This is a genomic window from Amycolatopsis sp. NPDC039088 (assembly GCF_055598845.1).
On the sequence record NZ_JBVKAE010000018.1, the window covers coordinates 1 to 24,938 of the forward strand.

The 24,938-nt window shown below is 68.2% G+C and carries 25 protein-coding genes and 1 tRNA gene; 14 read left to right on the forward strand and 12 right to left on the reverse strand.

The features are described from left to right. Positions 1–154: 154 nt before the first annotated feature. Complete coding sequence (locus ACZ7KI_RS22885) at positions 155–1,099, reverse strand: Ldh family oxidoreductase (protein ID WP_470275135.1); 945 nt, start codon at positions 1,097–1,099, stop codon at positions 155–157. Between the two features lie 113 nt (positions 1,100–1,212). Here ACZ7KI_RS22885 and ACZ7KI_RS22890 point away from each other — a divergent pair, with 113 nt between their 5' ends. From ACZ7KI_RS22890 to ACZ7KI_RS22900, 3 genes are all read left to right on the forward strand, one after another. Beyond that, positions 1,213–1,500, forward strand: a complete 288-nt coding sequence (locus ACZ7KI_RS22890) for a DUF2277 domain-containing protein (protein ID WP_465500472.1) — start codon at positions 1,213–1,215, stop codon at positions 1,498–1,500. A 28-nt stretch (positions 1,501–1,528) separates the two neighbouring features. Beyond that, positions 1,529–1,876, forward strand: a complete 348-nt coding sequence (locus tag ACZ7KI_RS22895) for a DUF4190 domain-containing protein (RefSeq protein ID WP_470275136.1) — start codon at positions 1,529–1,531, stop codon at positions 1,874–1,876. A 44-nt stretch (positions 1,877–1,920) separates the two neighbouring features. Beyond that, positions 1,921–2,009, forward strand: a tRNA-Ser gene (locus ACZ7KI_RS22900). A 43-nt stretch (positions 2,010–2,052) separates the two neighbouring features. Here the strand turns inward: ACZ7KI_RS22900 and ACZ7KI_RS22905 are convergent. Beyond that, positions 2,053–3,744 (reverse strand): RICIN domain-containing protein, encoded by a 1,692-nt coding sequence (locus ACZ7KI_RS22905; RefSeq protein WP_470275137.1) that lies wholly within the window; start codon positions 3,742–3,744, stop codon positions 2,053–2,055. A gap of 180 nt (positions 3,745–3,924) precedes the next feature. On the opposite strand from ACZ7KI_RS22905, the gene ACZ7KI_RS22910 reads away from it, so the two are divergent. From ACZ7KI_RS22910 to ACZ7KI_RS22925, 4 genes are all read left to right on the forward strand, one after another. Beyond that, positions 3,925–4,332, forward strand: coding sequence for a YciI family protein (locus tag ACZ7KI_RS22910; RefSeq protein WP_470275138.1), 408 nt, complete (start codon positions 3,925–3,927; stop codon positions 4,330–4,332). Beyond that, complete coding sequence (locus ACZ7KI_RS22915) at positions 4,329–5,483, forward strand: RNA polymerase sigma factor (RefSeq protein ID WP_470275139.1); 1,155 nt, start codon at positions 4,329–4,331, stop codon at positions 5,481–5,483. The genes ACZ7KI_RS22910 and ACZ7KI_RS22915 overlap by 4 nt, the downstream gene beginning before the upstream one ends. Before the next feature lie 115 nt (positions 5,484–5,598). After that, on the forward strand, positions 5,599–6,381 hold the full coding sequence (locus ACZ7KI_RS22920; RefSeq protein ID WP_470275140.1) for a hypothetical protein: 783 nt from the start codon (positions 5,599–5,601) through the stop codon (positions 6,379–6,381). Next, positions 6,378–7,004, forward strand: coding sequence for a hypothetical protein (locus ACZ7KI_RS22925; RefSeq protein ID WP_470275141.1), 627 nt, complete (start codon positions 6,378–6,380; stop codon positions 7,002–7,004). The genes ACZ7KI_RS22920 and ACZ7KI_RS22925 overlap by 4 nt, the downstream gene beginning before the upstream one ends. On the opposite strand, the gene ACZ7KI_RS22930 is transcribed toward ACZ7KI_RS22925, so the two are convergent. Further along, positions 6,965–7,456, reverse strand: a complete 492-nt coding sequence (locus ACZ7KI_RS22930) for a MarR family winged helix-turn-helix transcriptional regulator (protein ID WP_470275142.1) — start codon at positions 7,454–7,456, stop codon at positions 6,965–6,967. The genes ACZ7KI_RS22925 and ACZ7KI_RS22930 overlap by 40 nt on opposite strands. A 539-nt stretch (positions 7,457–7,995) precedes the next feature. Here ACZ7KI_RS22930 and ypfJ point away from each other — a divergent pair. Beyond that, complete coding sequence (gene ypfJ / locus ACZ7KI_RS22935; RefSeq protein ID WP_470275143.1) at positions 7,996–8,919, forward strand: KPN_02809 family neutral zinc metallopeptidase; 924 nt, start codon at positions 7,996–7,998, stop codon at positions 8,917–8,919. A 79-nt stretch (positions 8,920–8,998) separates the two neighbouring features. Here ypfJ and ACZ7KI_RS22940 read toward each other — a convergent pair whose 3' ends face one another. Further along, positions 8,999–10,546: a M28 family metallopeptidase gene (locus tag ACZ7KI_RS22940; protein ID WP_470275144.1), complete on the reverse strand. Its 1,548-nt coding sequence runs from the start codon at positions 10,544–10,546 to the stop codon at positions 8,999–9,001. 80 nt (positions 10,547–10,626) lie between these two features. On the opposite strand from ACZ7KI_RS22940, the gene ACZ7KI_RS22945 reads away from it, so the two are divergent. Then, entirely contained in the window at positions 10,627–11,604 is a 978-nt protein-coding gene (locus ACZ7KI_RS22945) for an NAD(P)H-quinone oxidoreductase (RefSeq protein WP_470275145.1), read from the forward strand. Here the strand turns inward: ACZ7KI_RS22945 and ACZ7KI_RS22950 are convergent. After that, on the reverse strand, positions 11,601–12,800 hold the full coding sequence (locus tag ACZ7KI_RS22950; protein WP_037315320.1) for a cysteine desulfurase-like protein: 1,200 nt from the start codon (positions 12,798–12,800) through the stop codon (positions 11,601–11,603). The genes ACZ7KI_RS22945 and ACZ7KI_RS22950 overlap by 4 nt on opposite strands. Positions 12,801–12,934: 134 nt before the next feature. Between ACZ7KI_RS22950 and ACZ7KI_RS22955 the strand changes: the two genes are divergently transcribed. Further along, entirely contained in the window at positions 12,935–13,543 is a 609-nt protein-coding gene (locus ACZ7KI_RS22955) for a bacterial proteasome activator family protein (protein WP_470275146.1), read from the forward strand. A 207-nt stretch (positions 13,544–13,750) separates the two neighbouring features. Here ACZ7KI_RS22955 and ACZ7KI_RS22960 read toward each other — a convergent pair whose 3' ends face one another. Next, entirely contained in the window at positions 13,751–14,926 is a 1,176-nt protein-coding gene (locus ACZ7KI_RS22960) for an epoxide hydrolase family protein (protein ID WP_470275147.1), read from the reverse strand. A gap of 39 nt (positions 14,927–14,965) precedes the next feature. After that, positions 14,966–16,213 (reverse strand): polysaccharide pyruvyl transferase family protein, encoded by a 1,248-nt coding sequence (locus ACZ7KI_RS22965; RefSeq protein WP_470275148.1) that lies wholly within the window; start codon positions 16,211–16,213, stop codon positions 14,966–14,968. A 105-nt stretch (positions 16,214–16,318) separates the two neighbouring features. On the opposite strand from ACZ7KI_RS22965, the gene wzm reads away from it, so the two are divergent. Genes wzm through glfT1 form a run of 3 tightly spaced genes read left to right on the forward strand, consistent with a single transcriptional unit; the run spans position 16,319 to position 19,005 of the window. Then, on the forward strand, positions 16,319–17,272 hold the full coding sequence (wzm, locus tag ACZ7KI_RS22970) for a galactan export ABC transporter permease subunit Wzm/RfbD (RefSeq protein ID WP_470275149.1): 954 nt from the start codon (positions 16,319–16,321) through the stop codon (positions 17,270–17,272). Between the two features lie 3 nt (positions 17,273–17,275). Then, on the forward strand, positions 17,276–18,100 hold the full coding sequence (wzt, locus tag ACZ7KI_RS22975) for a galactan export ABC transporter ATP-binding subunit Wzt/RfbE (protein WP_465500457.1): 825 nt from the start codon (positions 17,276–17,278) through the stop codon (positions 18,098–18,100). Further along, positions 18,097–19,005, forward strand: a complete 909-nt coding sequence (gene glfT1 / locus ACZ7KI_RS22980; protein ID WP_465500456.1) for a galactofuranosyltransferase GlfT1 — start codon at positions 18,097–18,099, stop codon at positions 19,003–19,005. Before wzt ends, glfT1 begins: the two co-directional genes overlap by 4 nt. An 85-nt stretch (positions 19,006–19,090) precedes the next feature. Here glfT1 and ACZ7KI_RS22985 read toward each other — a convergent pair whose 3' ends face one another. The 4 genes from ACZ7KI_RS22985 to ACZ7KI_RS23000 form a co-directional block, all read right to left on the reverse strand. Beyond that, complete coding sequence (locus ACZ7KI_RS22985) at positions 19,091–20,563, reverse strand: WXG100 family type VII secretion target (protein ID WP_470275150.1); 1,473 nt, start codon at positions 20,561–20,563, stop codon at positions 19,091–19,093. A gap of 13 nt (positions 20,564–20,576) precedes the next feature. Then, complete coding sequence (locus ACZ7KI_RS22990; protein WP_470275151.1) at positions 20,577–21,131, reverse strand: DUF3558 domain-containing protein; 555 nt, start codon at positions 21,129–21,131, stop codon at positions 20,577–20,579. 5 nt (positions 21,132–21,136) lie between these two features. Continuing rightward, complete coding sequence (locus ACZ7KI_RS22995) at positions 21,137–21,613, reverse strand: hypothetical protein (protein ID WP_470275152.1); 477 nt, start codon at positions 21,611–21,613, stop codon at positions 21,137–21,139. 146 nt (positions 21,614–21,759) lie between these two features. Continuing rightward, a complete protein-coding gene (locus ACZ7KI_RS23000) occupies positions 21,760–22,524 on the reverse strand; it encodes an ESX secretion-associated protein EspG (RefSeq protein ID WP_470275153.1) in 765 nt (254 codons plus the stop codon). A gap of 114 nt (positions 22,525–22,638) precedes the next feature. Between ACZ7KI_RS23000 and ACZ7KI_RS23005 the strand changes: the two genes are divergently transcribed. Continuing rightward, a complete protein-coding gene (locus ACZ7KI_RS23005; protein WP_465459447.1) occupies positions 22,639–22,881 on the forward strand; it encodes a hypothetical protein in 243 nt (80 codons plus the stop codon). 128 nt (positions 22,882–23,009) lie between these two features. Here the strand turns inward: ACZ7KI_RS23005 and ACZ7KI_RS23010 are convergent, their stop codons facing one another. Further along, positions 23,010–24,935, reverse strand: coding sequence for a glycosyltransferase (locus tag ACZ7KI_RS23010; RefSeq protein ID WP_470275154.1), 1,926 nt, complete (start codon positions 24,933–24,935; stop codon positions 23,010–23,012). Positions 24,936–24,938: the final 3 nt, after the last annotated feature.

The following is a 24,938-nucleotide window of genomic DNA, read 5'->3' on the forward strand; positions in this document are numbered from 1 at the left end:
AGGGACCCAGAGTCCCTCAAGGAGTCCTTCACGGACCCAGCGCTACCCGGCTCACCCGCCGTAGGTAACCAAAACACCGTCGGCCAGAACGACACAAAACACTCACGACCCCCACGCAGACACCGGACATTTGAGACTCCCGTTCCCTAAGGGCCTAGCGGCCCTGCAGCGGCGGCAGGCGCAACGCCCTGGCGAGTTCCTCGAGTTCGCGGTGCACCGGCTCGTTCAGCGGGACACCCAGCGCCTGGCACTGTTCGAGGTACTGCGCCTCGCGCCAGCCGGGATAGCGGACCGGCGTCCCGCCCTCCCAGCCGAGCAGGCTCCCGAACAACGCGCTCGCGGCCTTGTAGAAACCATCGGCGCTGCGAAGCGTCGTCGGCGCGATGGCCATCACCATCAGTCCGGTGTCGTGGTCGTGATCGCCGACGCCGGACAACACCCCGGCGAAGATCTCGACCAGCAGGGCGAATCCGGCGACGGCGGCGCTGTCTACGTCCGCCAGCGTGTCCAGATCGAGGACGAATTCGGGATACGCGCCGGCGGGGGCGGCCATGCCGAGCGGATTCGCGGCCGTCCCGCGCTCCCCGCCCGCCGCCATGACGAGACCGATCATGGTGTGCGGCAACGCCCTCGCGGCATGGTGCCCGGCGCGGCCGAACGGACCGACGCCGCGGACCGACATGAGCCCGACGCCGTACCGGCCGGCCCTGGTCACCGCCCGGTCCATCGCGTCGCCGACGGCCCACAGTCCCGGCGCGCGGCGATAGTCGATCAGGGCGGCGGCGCCGCGGTCGGCGATCATCAGCGGTTCGGCCCTCGGCCGCACCATGCCGTTCGTCAGCATCGGCAGATGCAGCCGGGTCAGCTCGGCGACCCCGGTCTCCGGGGTGCCGGTGAGGTCGCCGTGGCACAGCGCCTCGGCGGCCATGCGGGCACGCGACCACGGCAGGTCGTGGGCGGTGAAGACCTCGGTGACGAGGTCGATCAGTGCGTCGATCGGGACGCGTTGCCAGACCTGTTCCGGTATCGGTGAGGGTTCGGCGGGTTCGGGGATCGGCTCGACGGGGGCACGGCGTAGCGAACGGGGTCTGAGGGGCACTCCGCCGAGAGTGCCCAAGCACGTTTTTCGGCGTCAACGAACCGGGGCAGCTTCTAACCGACTGTGTGATCGAAGCGCCCGGAAGCGTCGGTGGCCGGACGTACGATCGGGGCATGTGCCGGAACATCACCACGCTTCGAGGCCTGGAGCCGGCGGCGACGCCGGAAGAGATCGAGGCCGCCGCCCGCCAATACGTGCGCAAGGTGACCGGGGTGCAAAGCCTCTCGGACGCCACGCGCGAACCGTTCGAGGCCGCCGTCGCCGAGGTCACCCGGATCACCGAACGGCTGCTCTCCGAACTGCCCGCACGCCGTCAGCCGCCGCCGACGGTGCCGCCGTTGCGCCGTCCGGAGGTCCAGGCGCGCATCGCCGCGAAAGCCGCGAAGAGTCAGGCCTCCTGAACCGCGCTCGGGCGGTTACGGTGTGTCGGTGACATATCCGCAGGATCCCTACGGTCAGCAGCAGCAGCCTTACGGGCAGCCGTACCAGCAGCCGGGTTACGGATACGGTCCGCCGATGCCGCCGCAGGAACAGGGCCTGGCGACCGCGGCGCTGATCGTGTCGATCGCCAGCCTGGTCGTCTGCAGCGGGCTGCCGTCGCCGATCGGCGTCATCATGGGGCATATCGCGCACTCCAAGGCCAAACGCGGTGAAGCGGGCGGGCAGGGGATGGCGCTCGCGGCGATCATCATCGGCTACATCGGCGTCGCCCTCCTCGTGCTGATCCTGGCGGGCGTCATCTTCGTGGGCATCCTGACCGACTGGGACTTCGACTAGATCCGAAGCGTTCCGACACGGAACCGTCGGATATCCTCGACGGCGGTAGCGTGTCCGAGCGGCCGAAGGAACATGTCTTGAAAACATGCGAGGGCTCTGTCCTCCGTGGGTTCGAATCCCACCGCTACCGCCAGTCTTGAAAAGCGCCCCAGGCCACGGGCCTGGGGCGCTTTTCGTCACGCGGGCACGAGAGCCCAGACGGTCTCGTCGCTACGGCCGCCCACGAAAGGCCGCTGTTCCAGGAGCGACGCCGTGCCGTTGTCGACCTGCCGCACCGCCAGCTTGCTGGCCCGGTTCACCAGTCCGTAGCGCATGTCGGCACTCCGGAGCAGCTTCCACTGCTGGTCGACGGCCGAACCGCAATGCGTTTGTTCGAGTAGCGCGCCTTCCGCGGTGCTGCCGAAGACCGGCCGGAGGCACTGGCCGCTCCGCTCGTTGACGATCTTCCAGTAGCCGCCGCCCGCGTCGGTGAGCTTCCACTTCTGGCCGTTGTCGTTCTGCCTGGCCACGTTCGTGATCTTCGCCCCGGCCGACGTCGAGCCGTCGACCACGGCCGCGCTGTTGCCGTTGGTGGCGACGGAGAGGTAGTACTTCTTGCCCGCCTTCGGGCCGGGGTCGGCGACGGGGTTCAAGGTCCACTGCTGGTTGGCCGCACCGGTGTAGGGCTGCTGGACCAGCGGGGCCGGATACGCGCCGCCGTCGGTGATCGCGTAGCCCGTCAAATAGTTGAAGATCGCCACACGGCCGTTGCCGAGCGGCTGGAACGCCCACCGCATCCCGTTCTGGCCGTTGCAGTTGTACTGAAGGATCTGCGTGCCGGGTGCCGTCCCGCTCTGGGCGCTGTCGGCGCACAACTGGCTGTTGGCGTTGACGAGCTGGAGACCGGTGTCGTACCCCAGGATCCACTTCTGGCTCAGTGCGTCGTTCCGGGGCCGCTGGCTCAGCTTGACGAGGCCGCCGGTCGACGAACCGACGACGTCGATGGCGTTGCCACTGCTGCCGGTGATGACGTAGGTCTTCCCGCCCTGTGCGTGCCCGTCGTCGTTGTCGGGAGTGTCCTTCTTGATCAGGAAGGCACTGTTGGCGACGTTCCAGTGGGTGGCGAGCCAGCTGCCGGGGGTGGGGGCGGTGCTGAAGTAGTCGTCGTTGCCGCAGTCCAGCAGCCGATCGAAATCGCGCTGTGTGCAGTCGAAGGACTGGGTGTCGCCGTAACACATCAGGTCCCATTCCTGGGAGCAGTGCCCGCCGCCCTGGTAGTGCGGGGCCCCCGGCAGTACCGCGCCGAGCATGTGGCCCAGTTCGTGGGCGGCGGCGTTGACGCCCCAGCAGGGGACGGCGATTTCCGTGTAGTGCCTGCCGTTGTTGAACGCGTTGGCGGGGCCGGGCTGGTCGTCGCTGTCGCCCCAGGTGCCGGCACAGGTGAGGGGGTTGTCGGAGAACAGCATGTAGTCGCGATCGGCGTTGTGGAAGCCGGCTTTGATGGCGAGTTCGCGGATCGCACCGGATTTGTACGTGCCGTCGGGGACCACGAGGCTGCCGACGGCGACCTGGCAGCCCGCGCCGGCGGTCGTCACGTAGCGGAGATGCCTGCTGCCACCCGTCGCCGCGGCGCTGTCGTTGAACGAGTCGTCGATCCCGGACGCGTAGGCACGCAGGGACGGCACGACGGCCGCGTACCGGTCGGGCTGACCGGCCTCTCGGACGTAGACCAGCTCGACGCGCTTGCCGGAGACGCCGTCACCCTCGCAGATCACCGGGTTGGCGGCGATCTGCGCCTGAGCGACGGCGGGAGCGAGCGGGGCCACCGGGGCCGCGCCGGGTGGCAGGGGTCTGCTGTGGTCCTGGCCTGCCGATTCATCGGATGCCACGGCCTCTCCGGTGAGCAAGCCACAGACGAGACCGATGGTCACGAGCAAGCAGGCGGATCGCCATTTCGCCTTGGACAAGGGCTCTTCCTTTCACGATGGAGGAACGCGATAAGGACGCTAGAGGTCGGATGTATAGACCACCAGGCAGAAGGACCGGCAGACTGCCATTACCCTTCCGGCATGCCCAAGTACCTGCTGCTCAAGCACTATCGCGGCGCTCCGGCCTCGGTCAACGACGTGCCGATGGAGCAGTGGACGCCGGAGGAGATCACGGCGCACGTGAAGTACATGGAGGACTTCGGGAAACGGCTCGAACAGACCGGCGAGTTCGTCGAGCACCGTGCGCTCGCCCCGAGCGGGACATGGGTCCGGTACGACGGCGAAGGCCGCCCGCCGGTCACCGACGGCCCTTTCGCCGAAACCAAGGACCTCATCGCCGGCTGGACGATCATCGACGTCGACAGCCATGAGCGCGCGCTCGAACTGGCGGCCGAGTTGTCGGCCGCTCCGGGAGCGGGCGGAAAACCGGTCCAGGAGTGGCTCGAACTGCGTCCGCTCTGGGGCGAACCGCCCGTCATCACGGAGTGACCGCCGAGCTGGACGAGACCCTGTTGCGGGGCCTCACACCGAACGTCCTCGGCATCCTCGTCCGCCGCGGAGCCGACTTCGCGGCGGCCGAGGACGCCGTACAGGAAGCGCTGATCGAGGCCGTCCGCGTCTGGCCAGGCGACCGCCCGAAGGATCCGAAGGGCTGGCTCGTCACCGTCGCCTGGCGCAAGTTCCTCGACATGGCCCGGTCGGACGCCGCCCGGCGCCGTCGCGAGGAGCTCGTCGACGACGAGCCGGAACCCGGACCCGCTCCCGCGGTGGACGACACGCTGCAGCTCTACTTCCTGTGCGCCCACCCGTCGCTGACGCCGTCATCCGCGGTCGCGCTCACGCTGCGCGCCGTCGGCGGGCTGACCACCCGCCAGATCGCGGAGGCCTATCTGGTGCCGGAGGCGACCATGGCGCAGCGCATCAGCCGGGCCAAGCGCACCGTGTCCAGCGTGCGGTTCGACCAGGCAGGCGACGTCGCGACCGTGCTGCGCGTGCTCTACCTGGTCTTCAACGAGGGCTACTCCGGCGACGTCGACCTCGCCGCCGAAGCCATCCGGCTCACGCGTCGGCTCGCGGAGGCGATCGACCATCCCGAGGTGCGCGGGCTGCTCGCCCTCATGCTGCTCCACCACGCCCGGCGTGCCGCCAGGACCACCGCCGACGGCGAGCTGGTGCCGCTCGCCGAACAAGACCGCGGCCGATGGGACACGCGCCTGATCGCCGAGGGCGTGGAGATCCTGCAGGCGGCGCTGGCTCGTGACGAGCTCGGCGAATTCCAGGCGCAGGCCGCCATCGCGGCCCTGCACGCCGACGCTCCCGCCGCCGAGGAGACCGACTGGGTTCAGATCGTCGAGTGGTACGACGAACTCGTCCGCCTGACCGGCAGCCCGGTCGTCCGGCTCAACCGCGCGGTGGCCGTCGGCGAGGCCGATGGGCCGCGGGCCGGCCTGACAGCGCTCGCGGAACTGGACGACTCGCTGCCGCGCTACGCCGCCGTGGCGGCTTACCTCCACGAGCGCGACGGCGACCTGGTCGCTGCGGCACGGCTGTACAGCGAGGCGGTCCAGAAGGCGGCCAACCTCGCCGAGCGCGCCCACCTGACGCGCCAGGTGGCCCGGATCAACGCACTGCTGAAGTGACCTGCCGACATTCAGGGGCAATTCTCACCCACGGTGACTTTCTTCCCTATCCGCGAGACGGCGGGCGGCGGATGGTCGACGCATAAGGGCTGTTCGACGGCTTGAGGGGGCGTCGATGTTCGTCCGGACGCGTGTTCTCACCGTGGTCGCGGTGGCCGTCGCCGTCGCGCTGTCCGCACCGGCCGGTGCGGCGGCGGCCGACGAGTTCACCGTCCGCCTCTCGCCGTCACACGGCGTTCCCGGCACCACGGTCACCGTCACGGTGACCCGTGCGGTGGAACGGTCACCCACGACGTCGACGGGCCTGCCATCCCAGCGGGTGGCCGCAACGCCGCGGTGCGAGGCCGGGTGGGTGGACTTGACCGGGACGACCGGCGACTTCGACTGCCCCGGGTCCGGGAAACTCAAGGTCCCCGCCGAGGCCACGGTCGGACCGCACGAGATCGAGCTCACCTACGACGGTAAGCCGCGCGGAGAAGAAGTGACGTTCACGGTGGACCCGGTCGTCAAACCCTCTCCGCGGTCCAGCACGCCGCCCGATACTCGGTCGACCACCACGCTGGATACGACCACGACTCTCACCACCGACGCGCCGGCCACCCTTTCGCCGCCCGGCGCTTCGGGACCGGGCGGCACCGGGGGCTCGACCGGCGTGCTGATCATCGCCGGTGGCACCGGGCTCCTGCTCGCCGTCGCGGTTTCCCTGCTGGCCGCGGGGTTTCCGAAGCGTTCGGCGCGATGGGTGGCGGGACACGTCAGCTATCGGTCGAACCTGTCGCCGAGGCGGATCGCGCGAGGCGGGACGCGGGCGCGACCTTCGATGTCGGTCCTGCTCCAGGTCCGGGTGGACAAACCCTGGCAACAAAAGCGAGAACCGGACGAGGAGCCGCCGTCATGATGCCGTCGCGGTTCACTGCCCGCGGTGTCCTCTTCCCGAACGGCGGAGGCACTCAAGCGCTGACGAACGCCTTGACCGAGAGCCGGATCGCGGATGAAGCCGCTCAAACCGTCAAGCGGCTGTCCCCCGGCGGGCGGGCCGAGCTGCTGCGACGGCTCGTGGAGGCCATCGCGGCACAGCTCGAGATCGACGTGGCCCACCTGATCATCGACACGCTGCGGACGTACGGCGAGCTGGCTGCCGCGGCCCGGCGGACCGCGGCCGCGCCGTCGAGTGTCGAGATCGTGCGACTGTTCACGATTCCGGTCCCCTGGTCGACGAACGTCACGATGCAACTGTTCGTGAACTCCTACGCGACGACGTTCTCGCTCGCCCTCGAGATCGAGATCGTCCTCGAGATCGGCGTGGAAGCGGTCGTCCGCGCGGGCCATCTCACGGCCGTGCACGACGGCGGCTGCGCGATCGCGGTCTCCTTGACCGCGAACGAGGTGCTTCTCGCGTCGAACACCACGGAGCTGGATCTCGCCGTCGCCCTTCCGCTCGGGAACGGCATTCCGCTGATCCCCCGGCCACGGCGGCCCGATCAGGGCAGGCGCGGAAGACCGTCGATCTCCGACAGGTGATCCAGCACCCGCTCGAAAGCCTGCCCCAGCACCTGTTGCTCTTCCGGGCTCAGCAAGTCGATCAGGTGCTCCCGGACCCCTTCGACGTGCGTCGGCGCCGCACCCGCGAGCAGTTCCCTGCCGCGTTCGGTCATCTCCGCGACGACGCCGCGTTTGTCCGCCGGATCGCGGGTGCGCCGGATGATCCCCTCGGCCTCCAGCCGGACCATCTGGTGCGAAAGCCTGCTCTTGGTCGAGCCGAGCATGCTCGCCAATTCCGACATCCGCATCCGGTCGTCGGGCTGGAGCGAAAGGCACACGAGGACCTCGTAGTCGGCGAGCGTGACGTCGTGGCGCTCGGCGAGTTCACGGTGCAGGCGCTGTCGCAGCCGCATGGTGGCGACGATGTACGAGCGCCACGCGACCATCTCGGACTCGTTCAGCCAGCGCACATTCTTCTGCTCCACCGCCATCCACGCAGAGTAGATCGTTGATCGCACAAGGCGCAGACCCACCGGTCACTTTTCGGTCGGTGAAAAACCCGGGAGAACATTCGCCCGAAGGAGGGTTACGAAAAGGTTGAGACTCGGCGGGAAAAGGCGCATTCTGCTTGTCAGCGGATGGTCGGGCAAGTATCGGGCGCACCGTAGGAAGGGCGCCGGACCTGCTCCCAGCCGGGAAGGGTTCAGGTGGTGGTATGGCGGGTGATTCTCGCGGTTGACCGCCTGCTGTGTCCCGCGACCGGAACGGCAAAGATCCGGGTCGGTCGCGACTGTGAACAGCGACGAGCGCGGGCATCTGTAGATGCGCTCGACAATTCTCGCGCATTCGGCGTCACTCGTGCCTGTTTCGGGTTCGCGGCCTCTTCGACCGCCTCGGCAGTGCCGGACGCCGGCCCGTTGATCGCGGCCGACCGGTGATCAGAGCAAGACAACCTCGGTAGTTCTGGGTGCGGCCATGGCGAAGTGGCCGCACCCAGGCATATCCGGGCCTCTCCGGTTACGCTTCCCTCGTGCGATTCGACGAAGGCGCGGGCCTGGACACCTCCGAAGTCGAGGACATGCGCGGCGGCGGCGGTGGCGGTATCGGCGGCCGGGTGGCGCTCGGCGGCGGCGGGCTCGGCGTGGTCGGCCTCGTCATCTACTTCCTCATCTCCCAGTTCGGCGGCGTGAGCCTCAACCCGTCCTCCGGCGGGCTCGGCGGTCTGGGCGGCGTGGGTTCCGGGCAGCAAGTGGACAACACGTCGCTGTCGCAGGAGTGCAAGACCGGCGCGGACGCGAACCGGAAGCACGACTGCGCGATCGTCGCCATCATCAACTCGATCCAGGACTACTGGGGAAGCGAGTTCCAGCGGTCCGGGTCGACCTACCGCAAGGCCGTCACGAACTTCTTCAACGGCGGCGTGAACACGGCCTGCGGCAACGCGACGTCGGACGTCGGACCGTTCTACTGCCCCGGCGACTCGGAGGTCTACATCGACCTCGGGTTCTTCAACGAACTCCGCACGAAGTTCGGCGCGGAGGGCGGGCCGTTCGCGGAGGCGTACGTGCTGGCACACGAGTACGGCCACCACGTCCAGAACCTGACCGGCGTCTCCAAGAAGGGCACCGGAAGCGGGCCGACGTCGGGATCGGTGCGGCTCGAACTGCAGGCCGACTGCTACGCCGGTGTCTGGGCGAACCACGCCACGACCACGCCGACCGAGACCGGACGGCCGCTGATCAGCGAGATCAGCCAGCAGGACATCAACTCCGCGCTGGACACGGCTTCGCGCATCGGTGACGACTACATCCAGTCCAAACTCGGCGGCGGCCGGGTCGACGAGTCGCAGTTCAGCCACGGCACGTCGGCGCAGCGGAAGAAGTGGTTCACCACCGGCTTCCAGACCGGCGAGCCCGCGCGGTGCGACACCTTCGCGACCAACAGCCTGGGTTGATTCCTGCCCCCAACGCCATGAAAGGACCTTTCCTTGCGAATTTTGCAAGGAAAGGTCCTTTCATGGCAGCTTGAAGCGACTACGCGGCGACTGTGCCGTGGTGGTCGTCAGCCTGCACCGAAGCCGTCATGCTCCGCTGCGCGGACCGCTCGGCCGCGCGAACGGCGGTCGGCTTCGCGGCCGTGCCACCCGGGACACCGTTGATGTTCTCGGTGCTGATCGCGTACACGCCCAGCGCCCAGGCGACGGCGTCCGAGTTGCGCTCGAGCGCGACGCGGTCGACGTTGCCGAGGTTGTCGCAGGCCTGGTGGTAGCACTTGTCGTAAGGAACGTCGGCGCTACCGCCCCACTTCGCCGCCTGAGCCGCGGTCTTCACGCCTTCGGCGCCGGTGAACAGGCCACCGGCCGGGATGCCGACGGCGATGAACCGGCCATAGTCCGAACGACCGGTGAAGTCCGTGCCCTCGACCGGGACGCCCTTGCCCTTCTCGAGGTAGTCCACGAGGGTCTTCTCGAGCTGCGCGGAACCGTACGGGCCCGCACCCGCGCCGACACCGTCGGAGTTGTCACCGTCGTAGGCGAAGTACGCCGCGTTCGGCGAGCCGATCATGTCGTAGTTGAAGTACAGCGCGATGTCGAGCTGCTGCTCGAAGCTCAGCGAGTTGACGTAGTGGGTCGAGCCGACGAGCCCGAACTCCTCGGCGCTCCACCAGCCGAAGCGGACGGCGTTGTTGACCTTGGGCTTGCTGCCCAGCTGGAGCGCGGTTTCCAGCAGCGCGGCGGAACCGGTGCCGTTGTCGTTGATGCCGGGGCCCTCGGTGACGCTGTCGAGGTGGGAACCGAGCATCACGACGTTGTCCTTGCGACCGGTCTTGGTCTCGGCGATGACGTTGTAGCTGGTCCGCGCCTCCTGGAAGGCACGCAGGTCGAGGGTGACCGAGGCGCCGTTCTTGGCGGCGAGCGCCTGCCCGTCGGCCTGGGTGATGCCACCGGTCGGGATCTTGCCGGCGGCCGGGTCGCCCAGGGTGCCGTTGACCGGGCCGGGGACGTTGTTGTAGACGATCGCGCCGACGGCGCCTGCCTCGGCGGCTGTCGCCTGCTTCTGCGCGAAGGAGCAGCCGCCGCGCTGGATCAGCGCGATCTTGCCGGTGACCCCGCCGGCGTAGTCGGCCGCCTCGCAGCCGCTGGTGTCGTCGACCGGGACCACCGCGAGCGGGGCGGTGATTCCGCCCGTGGGCGTCGACGGGCTGTAGGACATGATGATGATCGGGACGTCGGCGCCCGCGACCGTCAGCTTTTCGGCGAGGGTTTCCGCGTAGGTGAAGGGGAATTCCTGCCGGGTGACGGTGTACCCGGCCTGCTCCAGCTTCGTGGCGACGTACTCCGCGGACCGCTTGTGGCCCTCGGTGCTGGCGGCGCGACGGCCGCCGTTCGCGTCCGAGATCCGCTGCAGCGCGATCAGATGCCGGTTGACGTTGTTCACGTCGACCTTCGTGACGAGCTGCTTGGCCAGCGCGGGTCCGTCGATCCCCGTGACGGCGGTGGCGGCGGGAGCCATCCCGACCGTGAGCGCGGCGGTGGCCATCACCACGATCGAGGGAACAATGCTTCTTCGCGAATATGACATGAGCGTCACCTTTGTGTGGTTTGTGCCACAGGTCAACCGACGTTCGGCGGACTTTACGACACCGGGATAGGGTCGTTTGTATGTATGCGATCACCATCCGTGAGCCCGGCGATCCCGACGTTCTCGAATGGACCGAAGTGCCTGATCCGGTAGCGGGCGAAGGCGAAGTGGTCATCGAGGTCGCCGCGAGTGCGGTCAACCGTGCTGACCTGCTGCAACGCCAGGGTCACTACCCTCCCCCGCCGGGTGCCAGCGAAATTCTCGGCCTCGAATGTTCGGGCACGATCGCCGAAATCGGCGAAGGCGTCGAAGGATGGCGAATCGGGGACGAGGTTTGTGCTTTGCTCGCCGGTGGCGGCTATGGACAAAAGGTCGCCGTCCCGGCCGGACAACTGCTTCCGCTTCCCGCCGAAGTCGAATTGCTCGCGGCCGCCGGACTGCCCGAAGTCGCGTGCACGGTTTGGGCGAATGTGGTGATGCACGCCAAATTGTCCGAAGGCGAGGTCCTGCTCGTCCACGGCGGCGCGGGCGGCATCGGCACGCACGCGATCCAGGTCGCCAAGGCACTCGGCGCGACGGTCGCCGTGACCGCCGGGTCGGAGGACCGGCTGGAAAGCTGCCGCCAGCTCGGCGCCGACATCGCGATCAACTACAAGGAGCAGGATTTCGTCGAGGTCCTGCGCGCCGAGACCGGCGGCGCGAACGTCATCCTCGACAACATGGGCGCCAAGTACCTCGACCGCAACGTCGACGCGCTGACCACGGACGGCAGGCTGGTGATCATCGGCATGCAGGGCGGCGTCAAGGGTGAGCTCAACATCGGCAAGCTGCTGGGCAAACGCTGCAGCCTGTACGGCGCGGGCCTGCGGGCGCGGCCGCTGGAGCAGAAGGCGGCGATCGTCGCCGACGTCCGCGAACGGCTGTGGCCGCTGGTGGAGCAGGGTTCGGTGAAGCCGATCGTCGGTCAGGTCGTGCCGATGGCCGAAGCGTCGTCCGCGCACCGCGCGCTCGAAGACGGCACGGTATTCGGCAAGGTTCTTTTGGCTGCCAAGTCTTAGCGGATCTCTTCCAGCACCCGGACGAGCTGATTGACCTCGAAGACGTTCGAGTAGTGCGCGAGGCCGATCCGCACGGCGCCGCCGACTTCGGCGGCGCCCAGCGATCCGAAGACGCCGCTGGTGCCGTCGTCGGCGAAGGCGCAGAGCCCTTGGGACGCCAGGTATTCCGCGACCTCGGGCGCCTTCTTGCCCGCGACGGCGAAGGCCAGCGCGGGGATCCGGCGCATGGCGTCGCCGATGACCATGACGTGCCGCAGCGAACGCAGCTCCGTGGACAGCTGCGCCAGAAGTCCCGCGTGATACGACTTCGCCGAGCCCAGCGACGTCACCAGCCGCTCGCGGCGCGAGCCCATCGCGGCGTCGTCCAAACCGGCCAGATAGTCGATCGACGCGATCAGGCCGGCCAGCAACGGATACGCGTGCGGCCCGAGCTCCATCCTGGCCGGACCGCGGGCGGCCGGGTCGAGCGAGACCGACGGCAGGCGTTCGAGCAGTTCGGGGTCGCGGAAGACCAGCGCGCCCACCGACGGCCCACCCCAGGCCTGCGCCGAAACCACCATCACGTCGGCGCCGAGCGCGTTGAGGTCCAGCGGCACGAACGGCGCCGCGTACGTCGCGTCGACGACTACCAACGCGCCCACGCGTTTGGCGAACTCGATCACCGTCGGGACGTCGGGCCGGGTGCCGACCGAACCGGACGCCAGCGTGACCGCGACGGCCTTGGTGCGCGCGGAGACGAGGTTCTCGTACTGCCACGCGGGCAGCTCGCAGGTCTCGATGTCGATCTCGCCCCAGCGCACGACGGCGCCGACGCGTTTGGCGGCGCGGCGCCAGGGCGCGAGGTTGGCCTCTTCGTCGAGTCGGGAGACGACGACCTCGTCGCCGATGGTCCAGCGGTCGGCCATCGCGTCGACGAGACGACGGATGAGATCGGGCGCGTTGGGCCCGAGCACGACTCCGGCCGGGTCGGCGCCGACGAGGTCGGCGACCGCCCGGCGAGCGGCCGTGACAATGCTTTCCGCACGCTGGGAGGCCGGAAACGCTCCGCCCGGCCCGGACACCGGAGCGCGCATGGCCGTGGATACGGCCGAAGCGACCTGTTCAGGTACGAGCATTCCGGCGGCGCCGTCGAAGTGAATCCAGCCGTCACCCAGCGCGGGAAACAACCCACGGATACGAGCGACGTCGAACGCCATGGGGACACCGTACGGACGTGCGGTTTGGCGTTTTACCCGGGGTTGGGTGCCTGACCACGGGGCGCGACGATTCCCGCTACGCTCGGAGACGGCGCCGAAAACCACACTGCGCTTTGTGCCCGACGTAAGCCAGGATGGAGCACATGACCGACCCTGATTTCCGCGAATCGACCACCCCCGGTGACGGCGGCGGAGAGTCCTCACCCCACGTGGTGGTCGTCGGTCCCGACGGCACTCCGGTCGGCACCGCGCGCCTCGCCTCCGCCGGAGAGCAGGGCGAGGGCGGCGGCGGCGAGGAGTCGCTCGGCGACCTCGTCGAAGAACCCGCCAAGGTGATGCGGATCGGCACGATGATCAAGCAGCTGCTGGAGGAGGTCCGCGCCGCGCCGCTGGACGACGCCAGCCGCACGCGGGTGCGCGAGATCCACCAGACCTCGATCCGCGAGCTGGAGCAGGCTCTGGCGCCGGAACTGCAGGACGAGCTGGAGCGGCTGGTCCGGCCCTTCACCGAGAACTCGACGCCGTCGGACGCCGAACTGCGGATCGCGCAGGCTCAGCTGGTCGGCTGGCTGGAAGGGCTGTTCAGCGGCATCCAGACCGCGCTGTTCGCGCAGCAGATGGCCGCGCGGGTGCAGCTGGAGCAGATGCGCCGGGGGCTCCCGGCCGGACCTTCCGCCGGCGGCGCCCTTGGCGGGCACGGGGCAGGCGGCGGCGAGGCACACGGACCCGGCCAGTACCTCTGACACCTCACCAGCGCCAAGGAGACCGTGAAGGACTCCTTGAGGGACTCAGAGTCCCTCAAAGTTCCCCTCACCGGCCCGGAAGGTCATCACCAGCCTCAGCAGCGACACCAGTCACAACGACGGCGCGTGACGGCCCCCTTCCCTCGGTTCAGGCGAGGAAACTCGGCCTTCACACCTTCTCCAGTACATGGCACAGCCGCAGGATGACTACTCGCGCCGTGGGTCGCGCAGCGTGCGGAAGAAGGCACGCAGGTCCCCGATGAGCAGGTCCGGCACCTCGAGTCCCGGGAAGTGGCCGCCGCGGTCCAGAGTGGACCAGTGCACGATGTTGTCGGTCCGCTCGGCGAGATGCCGCATCGGGAGGCCGGTGTCCTTCGGGAACACGGCGACCCCGGTGGGCACAGTGGACCTCGGCGGCTCCTCGCCCCAGGTCCCACCCAGCGTGGCGTAGATCCGCGACGACGAGTTCGCGGTCCCGGTGAGCCAGTAGAGCATCACGTTGGTCAGCAGATCGTCGCGGTCGATCGCGTCTTCGGGAACGTCACGGGAGTCCGAATAGGACTTGAACTTCTCCACCAGCCACCCGAGTTGCCCGGCGGGTGAGTCGGTGAGCCCGTAGGCAAGCGTTTGCGGCTTGGTCGACTGGATCATCGCGTAACCCAGTTCGCCGTGGTTGAACTCCCGTCGCCGCGCCAGTGCCGCCTCACCCCGCGCGAGTTCGGCGCCGGTGAGCCCTTCGAGATCGTCCTCCGACTCCGGCACCGCGCTCGGCAACATCGTCAGATGCGTGCCGATCACCCGCTCCGGGCACCGGACGCCCACCTGACGCGAAACGATCGCGCCCCAGTCACCGCCGTGCAGCCCGAACCGCTCGTACCCGAGCCGCGACATCAGCACCTGCCACGCATCGGCTGTCCGGTCGGAACCCCAGCCCGCCTCGGTCGTCGGCCCGGAGAAGCCGAAGCCCGGCAGCGACGGCACGACGACGTGGAACGCGTCTTCGGCGTCGCCGCCGTACGCACGCGGATCGGACAGCGGCCCGATGACGTCCAGGAACTCCACAATGGACCCAGGCCAGCCATGCGTGAGCACCAGCGGAATCGCGCCCCGTTCCGGTGACCGCACGTGCAGGAAGTGGACGTTCGCGCCGTCGATGTTCGTCACGAAGCCCGGGAACCCGTTGAGACGCTCCTCGTGCGCACGCCAGTCGTAGCGGAGCCGCCAGTACTCGGCGAGGTCCTGGAGGTACCCGAGCGGCGTGCCGAGGCCCCAGCCCACCCCGTCGAGCTCGTCGGGCCAGCGGGTGTTCGCCAGGCGGGCGGCGAGGTCGTCGAGGTCCCGCTGGGGGACGGCGATCTTGAACGGGGCGACGTTGTCGGTCATGAAACCGACGCTAGGGAAAATCGAGGACGGCTACGGTCCTCAACCTCGGATGATTCGAGCCCATCGCCGACGTCGTGAAGGCACCACCGGCGGTTCTTCCGCGGGTGGCTCGGTCTCCGGCTCGGGGCGGATCACGGGGGCGTAGATGGACTTCGCCAGCTCCACCTTCGCCTTCTTGAAGTTCGCGAGCACCTCGGGTGCGTAACCGCCGGCCTTCGGGCGATCCGGCACCTGGCTCAGGTCTTCCAGCAGGGTCCAGTTGGAGCCGAGCGCGGCCAGGGAACGGTGTTTCGTCGCGTAGTAGTCGGGGTGGATCGACACCGCGACCCCCGACGCACCCGCGGCGGACGCCAGCATGTGCAGGTGGAACCTGGTGGAGATCCAGGTCTGATCGGCCGCGACCGGGAGCCCGTGGGTCCAGATGTGCGAAAACGGGTAAAACCGGGCGCCGGGCAGTTCTCGCTCGAGGAGCGCGAACACCTCACGGTCGACGCGAGGGACCCCTTCGACGACGCCGACCTTCTCCGGCGGGATCTTCCACGAGCGCAGCATCGAGAGCACCGCGCCCGCCAGCTTGCCGATCCCCACCTCGACGAGGTCGGACTGGAGGCAGAGCATGACCTCGGGCAGGTCTTCGGTGTCCTCGTAGAGGTGCGGGCCGATGCCGATGAAGGCGTCGTCGAGCCCCACCGGCACGTCCAGCAGCTCCGCCGAGGCGTCGTCACGGACTTCCACGATCTCGAACCGGTCGGCCAGCGCGCGCAGCAACGGCGTGACGTCGTCGCAGGCGGGCAGCAGGCCCTGCCCCGTCATGGCCGCGCGGCCACCGGACCGCTCGACGGCCGCGGCGGCGCCTGCCAAGAGACCGATCTGCTTCGGCCAGAGCTTGTTGATGTAGCCACCGCCGACGACATGGATGACGTCCACCTCGGCCAGCAGCTCGATGCCATGGTGCAGCCTCGGCATCATCCCGGGGTTGTGGATGGCTTCCCGGACCCACGCGGCGGCCTGCCAAGGATCCTCGGAAGCGACCTCCCAGCAGAGCCGCCAGAGGGTGTCGGTGAACTTCGCGCGCGGATGCAGCCCGTCGAGCAGCACGGCGGCCGGACCGGGCGAGTGGGTGTCCACCCACACATCCGCGTCCGGAGCCACTTCAGCCAGATGCCGGAGCCAACTCGCGGCAATGAGCTCGTCACCGTAATTGGGGTGACCGACCGGCGCGACGAGGTAGTACAGCGCGCGCCGGGCAGGCTCCGAGACCGGAGCCGTACTGTCGGGGACCGGCATTCGTGCATCGTAACGCCGCACACACCGTTACCGGAGCGGGCGCACGAAACCTCGTCCGCCCGGGGTGGCCCAGGCACCATCGGCCCCATCGGTACCCTCGTTCCCGTGCATGCCACCAGCACGGTTCACGCCGCCGACGGTGCTGCGCCGACCTCGGTTCCGCCGATTTCGGACAGCAAGACCTTTTCGCGCGCGTTCGCCGACATCAAGACCGGTTTCGCCGCCAAAGAGCTGTGGGGACACCTCGGCTGGCAGGACATCAAGCAGCGCTATCGCCGCTCGGTGATCGGCCCGTTCTGGATCACCATCAGCCAGGGCGTCATCGCACTCGGCCTCGGACTCCTGTACTCGCAGTTGTTCCACATGCCGACGGCGACGTTCCTGCCCTACATCAGCACCGGCTTCATCATCTGGGGCTTCATCAGCGGCTGCCTTTCCGAGGGCATGGAGACCTTCATCTCCAACGAGGGGCTCATCAAACAGCTCCCCGCGCCACTTTCGGTGTACGTACTGCGAACGGTGTGGCGCCAGACCCTGATGCTGGTGCACAACCTGATCGTCTACGTCATCGTCATCGCGATCTTCTTCACCGCGCTCAACCACAAGTACTCGCTGAACACCGGCAACTGCGATCCGGGCTACTCCGGCATCTGCCACCCCGGCATCGGCTGGTACTCGCTCACCGCGATCCCCGGCTTCTTCATGCTCGCCTTGAACGCCGGCTGGGTCACCCTCCTGCTGGGCATCATCTCGACCCGCTACCGGGACATCCCGCAGGTGATCAGCTCGATCATCCAGCTGCTGTTCTACCTGACGCCGATCGTGTGGCCGATCGACCAGCTCATGGCGGGCGGCGCGCGGGTCGACTCCTCGTGGGCACTGCCGTTCGTCCACGGGAACCCGTTGTTCCACTTCATCCAGATCGTGCGCGCACCGCTGATCGGACAGCAAGTCAGCATCAACAGCTGGTACGTGGTGCTCGGCTTCACCGTCGTCGGCTGGATCCTCGCGCTGGTCGCGATGCGTAATTACCGTTCCCGCGTCTCTTATTGGGTGTGACAGATGGTCAGCATTGATGTGCACAACGCCTACGTCGACTTTCCCATTTTCGACGCGAAGACCCGCTCCATGAAGAAGAAGGTGCTGGGCAAGGTCGGCGGCAAGATCGGCACCGAAACCAAGGTGCCGATCATCGAAGCACTCCACGACGTGACGCTCCAGCTGCGGGAAGGCGACCGGGTCGGCCTCGTCGGCCACAACGGCGCCGGGAAGTCGACGCTGCTGCGGCTGCTGTCCGGCATCTACGAGCCCACCCGCGGTTCGGCGAAGATCTCCGGCAAGATCGCACCGGTCTTCGACCTCGGCATCGGCATGGACCCGGAGATCTCCGGGCTCGAGAACATCATCATCCGCGGCCTGTTCCTCGGGATGACCGCGAAGCAGATGGAAGCCCGCGTCGACGACATCGCGGAGTTCACCGAACTCGGCGACTACCTGCAGATGCCGCTGCGGACCTACTCGACCGGTATGCGCGTGCGCCTCGCACTGGGCGTGGTCACCTCGATCGACCCGGAGATCCTGATCCTCGACGAGGGTATCGGCGCGGTCGACGCGGCGTTCCTCAACAAGGCGAGGGATCGGCTCAAGGCCCTGGTGAAGCGTTCGGGCATCCTGGTGTTCGCCAGCCACTCGGACGAGTTCCTCTTCGAGCTCTGCGATTCCGCCATCTGGATGGACGAGGGGCACGTCAAGCAGCGCGGTTCGCTGCGCGAGGTGCTCACCGGCTACAAGGGGCGCGACCCGTTCGAGAACATGAGCCAGGAGACTCTGGAGCGATTCGGCGTCGAGCCCGAGCCAATTGCGACGACGAACGGCGGTCAAGGATGACCAGCGAGACCCGGCAGTTGCCCGAAGGCGCCGTCGTCGGCGTCGTCGTCACGCGCCATCGTCGGGAACTGCTCGCGGAATCGCTGAAGGTCATCGCCACCCAGACCCGGCCGGTCGACCACCTGGTCGTGGTCGACAACGGGCCGGACCAGTCGGCGCGCGACATCGTCGAGAACTACCCGCTTCCCTTCACCTACCTGCCCTCGCACCGCAACCTCGGTGGCGCGGGCGGGTTCGCGCTCGGCATGCTGCACGCGCTGTCGCTGGGCGCGGACTGGATCTGGCTGGCCGACGACGACGGCCGCCCCGCCGACGAGAACGTCCTCGCGATCCTGTTGGAAGAGGCCGAAAAACGGGATCTGGCCGAGATCTCCCCGGTGGTCACGAACATCGACTCACCGGAGAAACTCGCGTTCCCGTTGCGGCGCGGGCTGACCTGGAAGCGTTCGTCTTCGGAACTGGGCGTCGACTTCCTGCCCGGCATCGCCTCGCTGATGAACGGCGCGCTGTTCCGCGCGTCCACTTTGGACGTCGTCGGCGTGCCGGATCTGCGGCTGTTCTTCCGCGGTGACGAGGTCGAACTGCACCGGCGCCTGGTGCGTTCGGGGCTGCCGTTCGGCACCTCGCTCAAGACCGCGTACCTGCACCCGGACGGCTCGGACGAGTTCAAGCCGATGCTGGGCGGCCGGTTCCACGCGCAGGACCCGGAGAACGAGGTCAAGCGCTACTACACCTACCGCAACCGCGGGTATTTGCTCTCGCAGCCGGGCATGCGCAAGATCGGCGCGCTCGAAGTGGCGCGGTTCGGGCTGTACTTCATCGGTGTGAAGCGGGATCCCAAAGCGTTCCTGCAGTGGCTCAAACTGGTGCGCCAGGGCCGCAAGGAGAAGTTCTTCCGCTACTGAGACCGGCCTTCAAATGCCATGAAAGGTCCTTTCCTCGCAAATTTTGCGAGGAAAGGACCTTTCATGGCATTTCCGGCTGAGCCGCCTACTCGCCGATGACCGGCGGAGCGGTCCGCATGTCGGTGCCGAAGACCTCGTCCGGGTCACCCTCGACGAGGTACGTCGGACGCTGGTGCTCGGTGTCCTCGTCCCCCTCGGAGCTCTGGCCGCGACCGCCCATGCCGCCGCCCATCCCCGGTCCGCCACGGCCGCCGGCGCCACCGCCGAGGCCGCCCATACCGCGACCGGCCGCCGCTTCGGCCGCTCCGACCCCACCGGGACGGGCCGCGCCGGACGCGGAACCCGCACCGGGCGTGGAGCTCGCGCCGCTACCGGGGCCGAATCCGCCGCCGCCACCGCCGCGGCCGGTCCGGCTGTTGTAGTCGGAGTCGCCCATACCGCCGCCCATCATGGGCGACATCGGCATGGGGCTCATCGGCATCGCGGTCTGGTTGTTGGGCCCGGGCGTGCTGATCGGCTGCGGGGTGTTCTGGAAACCCGAAGGCGTCGTGCCCGAGGGAATGCTGCCGGATCCCGTGGTGGACCCGGGTCCGGGGATGTGGCCCGTGCCCGTCGGGATGCCGGTGCCGCCACCACCACCGCCGCCGCCGCCTCCGCCATTGCCGCCGCTGCCGGGCGGGATGTAGGTGTTGCCGGGCGGGTTGGAGCCGGGCGGGTTCGATCCGGGAGGCAGGTCGCCTCGCAGGTGAGGATCCCCGGAAATCTCGCCACTGCCGCCGACGCCGAACTTCGGCGGCTCGGCGAACACGGGCTGCTTCGACGCGGCCTCGTACAACGACTTGTCGTACTCGTGCATGGCGGAGGCGGCCTGGGTGTGCGCCTCCTGGCTGTCCTGCTGCTTCTGGATGGACTTGTCGATGTTCTCGCCGAGGTTGAACGGGTTCGACGTCATCCAGCCGCCGACCTCGTCCTTCCAGCTGAACGGGATCGGCTCGGGCATCACGTTCTTCACGTTGGAAGCCGCGGTGCCCTGGTCGTAGATCGTCTCGGACGCGAGCTTCGCGTTCTGCGAGTTCGCCTCGGACCACTTGCTGAGGCTCTGGAAATAGCCCTTCGCGTTGGCGGCCGCCTCGCCGTCCCAGGTGCCCTGCGACGCGTTGACCGCTTGGGTCATCGTGTTCGCGAAGCTTTCGAAAGCCTTGTGGATGTCGTGGTACGCGGTGGAGACCTGGGTGACCTGCTCGACGTTCAAGTCGCTGCTGACGAACTGCTTGAGCTTCTCGTGGTCGTAGCCCTGGTAATCCGCGTTCGACGGCTCCAGCCCCTCGACGTACTGGACATCGCCGTTCTTGGTCAGCTGGTCGACGTTCTTGTCGCCGACCTCCTGCGCCTGCTGATGCGCCTGCCCGGTGGCGATGAACTGCTTGACGGCGCCGAAGAGCCAGCCGTCGCTCGGGTCGACGCCTTCGTTCGCCTTCTGCTGGAAGTAGGCGTCACGTGCCGCGGGCGAAAGTTCGGAGACCTGCTTCTCGCTCAGGTTCGGTGTCTTCGTGGTCATCCCTGATTCCCCCTTAGCTCTTCGGAAGCTTCGGTACGACGATGTCCGCGACCTTCTCCGCGATCCCGCAGGCCTTCTCGGGGTCGGTCGACACCGTGACGACGTCCACTCGCGAGGTTGCGCCCGCTTCGAGCGCCATCAGGCAGTTCGTCGGCGGCGTCGGGACCAGGACCGCCTTGCGGCCCTGCACGTTGCCGTTGGTCTTGCCGTTGCCGGCGTCGTTGACGCTGTCGAGCCCCTGCGAGTCACGGACACCGACGCTGACGGTCAGCGATTCCTCGCTGGCGGTGGCCTTGTCCTTCGTGAGGGTGCAGGTGCGGGCTCCGCCGTCTTCACCGCTCTCCGGCGCCTTGAAGGTCCCGTACGAGGCCAGGTCGGCCGCGCTGACAAGCGAGCACGGGTCCAGCGACGCGGTGTTCCCTCCGCCGGTGGACGGCGGCGCGGCGGACGACGACGGCTGCCCCGGCGCCGAGGTCGGCGCGGCGGTCGGTGTGCCGGGCTTCTCGCTGGAGCAGGCGGCGAGTACCAGTGCGGCCGCGACGAGCGGCAAGGCGTAAAGCTTCTTCATCGTCCTCAAGCCTGGATCTTCTTGGTGGCGTCGATCGCGCGATCTTCGACTCCCTTGTACAGCCCGGCCGCCCTGGCCAGCGCCTCGTCGGCGTCCTTGACCACCTTGGCGAACTGATCGAGCACCACGGCGGCGGATCCGGCCGACTCGGAAGCGCCCTTCTGGTCGTGCGCCGCCACGGCCTTGCCGTACGGATGCCCGCCCAGCTTCGGGGCCTGCGAAAGGTGCACCGTCTTCGCTTTGAGCGTGTCGAGGTGCTCGGACATGTCCGCCAGCGCCTTGCGCAGGGGTTCCACGCCCTTCTCGGTGATCGTGAAGCCACCGTTCTTGGCGGCGGCGACCAGCTTCTGGGTCTCGGCGCTGACCTTGGCGACCGCCGCCTCGTTCAGACCGCCCTTCGCGACATAACCCGCCGCCGCGCCGATCGCGGAGCCGATCGCGAAATTCGGTGCCGCCTGTCCGCCGTCCGCTTCGAAAGCCATCGCCCGCCCCACTGCATCGTCTTCTCGCCCGTGCGTACCGTCCGGCAGTCTACTAGCCGGGCACTCTGCGCAACGGTGATTCTCCGATCACCGAAGCCCGCTCCGGCAACTGTGACGAAACGGGCGCCGCCCTGGTTCCGGCTCGCTCAGAACTGGCCCTCGAGCTGGGCATACAGCTGCTGCGCGATCCTCGCGTTGTCGGCGGGAGCGTAGGTCAGCCAGCTTTGCCCGTCGGCCGCCTGGCGCGAGGTCATCATGAACCGGCCCGCTTCGGTGTCGAACCACGCCAGCGGGGGGAACACCTGGCCGCCGCGGATGAACACGCTGAACTGGCCCACGCGCGTCTTCGGCTTCTCGAAGATCCGTTCCACCTGCCGCTGCTGCGGGTTCGACCCGTGGGAACGGGGACCGCTGACACCGGCGAAGGGGTCGTAGGCGTCGTCGTTGCGAGGGCGCTTCGGCGCGCTCACCGGCTTCGCGATGGTGACGGACTGGCCGGGACCGGGCGGCGTGAGCGGCAGCAGGTCGACGATCGACGCGACGATCGCCGTCGGCCTGGTCTCCTCGAACACGAGCAGGTTCTCGTCCTGGCGCGCGAGGACCGCGAACTGGCCGTTCGTCGCCGCCCTCGCGAAGAGCTGCTTGTCCTTGTCCATCTGCGCGACCGCCCACACGGCGAGCTGCGGTTTGACGAACGTGGCGAGCGCGAGTTCGACGTCGGCGTCGAGCCTGCCGCCGCGCATGAGGCCACGGCCTTCGAGATCGCGGAAGACGGCCTCGCGCACCATCGCGCGCTGGTCGGTCGTGGTGCCGATGTGCGGGACCTCGAACGGAACCGGAGCCGGTCCGAGCCGGCCGTGTTCGAGCAGGATGTCCACCGCCGCCAGCGACAGCGAGAACGAATGCGGCATCACCTTTTCCCCCCGCGGGTGTCTTGTTCGTCGGGATGAACGTAGTCCACTCACCCGGTACGCCCGCAGCGAACCCGCTTGCCCGGCCGTGATCACGGCTGGTGCGATGGGTGCATGGCAGACCAGAAACCCGCGCTCGTACTCCATCTCGTCGCCGGTGGGGAGCCGCTGCTCTTCGCGCTCACGACGGACGAAACCGAACGGCTGACCAAGGACCTTTCGCATTTCGTCCGCACGGGTTCGGTGCAGACGGTCAAGACGAAGGACGACTCCGAAGTCGCGATCAACTTCTCCCACGTCGCCGCCGCCTACATCGACGACCTGAACCGGAAGACGCGGGTCTTCGGTCTCCACTAGGGACCGCAGGTCGGCTTCGGGAGAACTGCTGCGGGGAAGACGTACCCCGAGACGTCATGAGGGGTCCCCATCGGACGAATTTCGTCCGATGGGGACCCCTCATGACACTCTCTGGAGCCGAAGCGGTCCTACAGCTCGTAAAGCCGCTTCCAGTTGTCCCGCGACGACAGCTCGGGCATGGCGCGCTTGTACTGCTCCTGCACCGCGGCGCCTTCCTTACGGAGCCGCTGGATGACCTTGGCACCGCGACGGGCCAGGTCGAACATCTTCGCGCGGTCGTACGAGCGGACCCGCACGCCTTCCTGCGAAGCGTCGGTGACGACGGCGGTGTCGAAGGTCGCGACGTGCCACCAGTGGGCCTCGTCGATCGGGATCGCGCCGAGCGAGTGGCGGCTGCGGCCGAGCACCCGGTCGAGGATCCGCTTGATCAGCACCAGGCGCTGCATGCTGGGCCGCGGCGCGCTGTTGATGATGCCGATGTCGTTGGACGCGATACCCGGGACGTCGGTGGCCTTGTGCCGTTTGGTCTCGGGGTACTCGTCGCGGATCCGGCGGATCTCCTTCATCGCGGCGACGCCGCCGTCACGCAGGACCTCCGGCCCCTCGAGGAAGTCCTCGACGGCCTTGATCAGCGTGGCGGAGAGGCCGTACTGCATGCCGAGCAGGTACCGGACCAGCTGCGCGATGAGCACGCGCGAGAGCAGGTTCAGGTTGAACGGCGAGTGCAGCGCGGCGGTGATGATCGAGTTCCGCAGGTTGAAGTAGCGGTGCCACTCGTCCCAGTCCTTCCAGTGGAAGTCGGCGTGCCAGACGCCGGCGCCCGGAAGGGTGACCGTGGGGAAACCCGCACCGCGGGCGCGGTAGCTGTACTCCGCGTCGTCCCACTGGAAGAAGAACGGCAGCGGGTAGCCCGTGGCCTTGACGACCTCGTACGGGATCAGGCACGACCACCAGCCGTTGTACCCGGCGTCGAGGCGGCGTTCCTGGCGGTTCGGCTTGAGGGTCTCCTCGTCGACGCCGAGCAGGTCGGCGGTCGAGAGCGAGTGCGTCACCGGCTGGCCGGGCTCCAGCGTGTTCAGCCGGGCGTACTCGGCGCCGACGTGCAGCTGGTTCGGGTGCAGCAGGTTCAGCATCTGCCCGCCGACGATGACCGGGTTGACCGTGCGGTTGGAGAACGCGGTCATCCGGATCACCAGGTCCGGCTCGAGCAGGACGTCGTCGTCCATGAACAGGACGTTCGCGTGCTCGGTCTCGGTGTGCCCGGCGACCTCGTACAGGCCGCGGGTGAAGCCGCCCGCGCCGCCGAGGTTCGGCTGCTTGATGTAGTGCAGCTTGTCGCCGAGGTCCTTCGCGACCTGCTCGAAGCCTTCGCGCGACTCGACGAGGTCGGTGCCCTGGTCGGCGACGTAGATCGCGTCGAGCGTCTCCAGCGAGGAGACGTCGGCGGCGAGGGCCTGCAGGTTCGACAGGCAGTCGTCGGCGCGGTTCATCGTGCAGATGGTCACCGCGGTCGGACGGATCTTCTCCGGCGCCTCGACCGTCCAGCGGACGTTCTCGACGCGCAGCGACTGGCCACCCTCGGTTTCGAGGTCGAGCCAGAGCGCGCCGCCGTCGTAGAACTTGTCCAGCTTCGCGGTCAGCGTCACCTTCTGCTGCTTCGCACCCGTGATGACCTCGGCGGCGACGACACGCGAGTCACCCTCGATGTCGGAAGCGCCGACGGACAGCTGCCCGTCACCGGTGACGACGGCCTCGACCGCGACCTCGGTCACGTCGGTCCAGCGCTGCCAGTAGCTCGCGGGGAAGCGCCCGAAGTAGGTGTTGCCGGATACCTTCGACGCCGGCTCGATGGCGATGCCCGCGCGTTCGCGCACGGCGGAGCCCCATTCGAGTTCGGCGTAGAGGTCCTTGCTGACGATGGGGGCCGGGCCGGCGTAGAGCCCTCGCTGCGCGGTGAGACGGCCCTGCGGGGTGCGTTCCGCGAAGCGGGTGTCGTCGATAGTGCTCACCATGGCGCTCGGGGCCTCTCCGGTGACGGCGGCTTTACCGGGCATGAA

What these genes read in the sequence shown, in the direction of transcription:
- ACZ7KI_RS22945 (WP_470275145.1), top strand. Translation starts at nt 10,627, where the DNA reads ATGTATGCGATCACCATCCGTGAGCCCGGCGATCCCGACGTTCTCGAA.
- ACZ7KI_RS23000 (WP_470275153.1), bottom strand. Translation starts at nt 22,524, where the DNA reads ATGCCGCATTCGTTCTCGCTGTCGCTGGCGGCGGTGGACATCCTGCTC.
- ACZ7KI_RS22965 (WP_470275148.1), bottom strand. Translation starts at nt 16,213, where the DNA reads ATGCCGGTCCCCGACAGTACGGCTCCGGTCTCGGAGCCTGCCCGGCGC.
- ACZ7KI_RS22940 (WP_470275144.1), bottom strand. Translation starts at nt 10,546, where the DNA reads ATGTCATATTCGCGAAGAAGCATTGTTCCCTCGATCGTGGTGATGGCC.
- glfT1 (WP_465500456.1), top strand. Translation starts at nt 18,097, where the DNA reads ATGACCAGCGAGACCCGGCAGTTGCCCGAAGGCGCCGTCGTCGGCGTC.
- ACZ7KI_RS23010 (WP_470275154.1), bottom strand. Translation starts at nt 24,935, where the DNA reads ATGCCCGGTAAAGCCGCCGTCACCGGAGAGGCCCCGAGCGCCATGGTG.
- ACZ7KI_RS22925 (WP_470275141.1), top strand. Translation starts at nt 6,378, where the DNA reads ATGATGCCGTCGCGGTTCACTGCCCGCGGTGTCCTCTTCCCGAACGGC.
- ACZ7KI_RS22910 (WP_470275138.1), top strand. Translation starts at nt 3,925, where the DNA reads ATGCCCAAGTACCTGCTGCTCAAGCACTATCGCGGCGCTCCGGCCTCG.
- ACZ7KI_RS22890 (WP_465500472.1), top strand. Translation starts at nt 1,213, where the DNA reads ATGTGCCGGAACATCACCACGCTTCGAGGCCTGGAGCCGGCGGCGACG.
- ACZ7KI_RS22960 (WP_470275147.1), bottom strand. Translation starts at nt 14,926, where the DNA reads ATGACCGACAACGTCGCCCCGTTCAAGATCGCCGTCCCCCAGCGGGAC.
- wzt (WP_465500457.1), top strand. Translation starts at nt 17,276, where the DNA reads ATGGTCAGCATTGATGTGCACAACGCCTACGTCGACTTTCCCATTTTC.
- ACZ7KI_RS22995 (WP_470275152.1), bottom strand. Translation starts at nt 21,613, where the DNA reads ATGGCTTTCGAAGCGGACGGCGGACAGGCGGCACCGAATTTCGCGATC.
- ACZ7KI_RS22950 (WP_037315320.1), bottom strand. Translation starts at nt 12,800, where the DNA reads ATGGCGTTCGACGTCGCTCGTATCCGTGGGTTGTTTCCCGCGCTGGGT.
- ACZ7KI_RS22985 (WP_470275150.1), bottom strand. Translation starts at nt 20,563, where the DNA reads ATGACCACGAAGACACCGAACCTGAGCGAGAAGCAGGTCTCCGAACTT.
- ACZ7KI_RS22955 (WP_470275146.1), top strand. Translation starts at nt 12,935, where the DNA reads ATGGAGCACATGACCGACCCTGATTTCCGCGAATCGACCACCCCCGGT.
- ACZ7KI_RS23005 (WP_465459447.1), top strand. Translation starts at nt 22,639, where the DNA reads ATGGCAGACCAGAAACCCGCGCTCGTACTCCATCTCGTCGCCGGTGGG.
- ACZ7KI_RS22930 (WP_470275142.1), bottom strand. Translation starts at nt 7,456, where the DNA reads ATGGCGGTGGAGCAGAAGAATGTGCGCTGGCTGAACGAGTCCGAGATG.
- ACZ7KI_RS22920 (WP_470275140.1), top strand. Translation starts at nt 5,599, where the DNA reads ATGTTCGTCCGGACGCGTGTTCTCACCGTGGTCGCGGTGGCCGTCGCC.
- ACZ7KI_RS22990 (WP_470275151.1), bottom strand. Translation starts at nt 21,131, where the DNA reads ATGAAGAAGCTTTACGCCTTGCCGCTCGTCGCGGCCGCACTGGTACTC.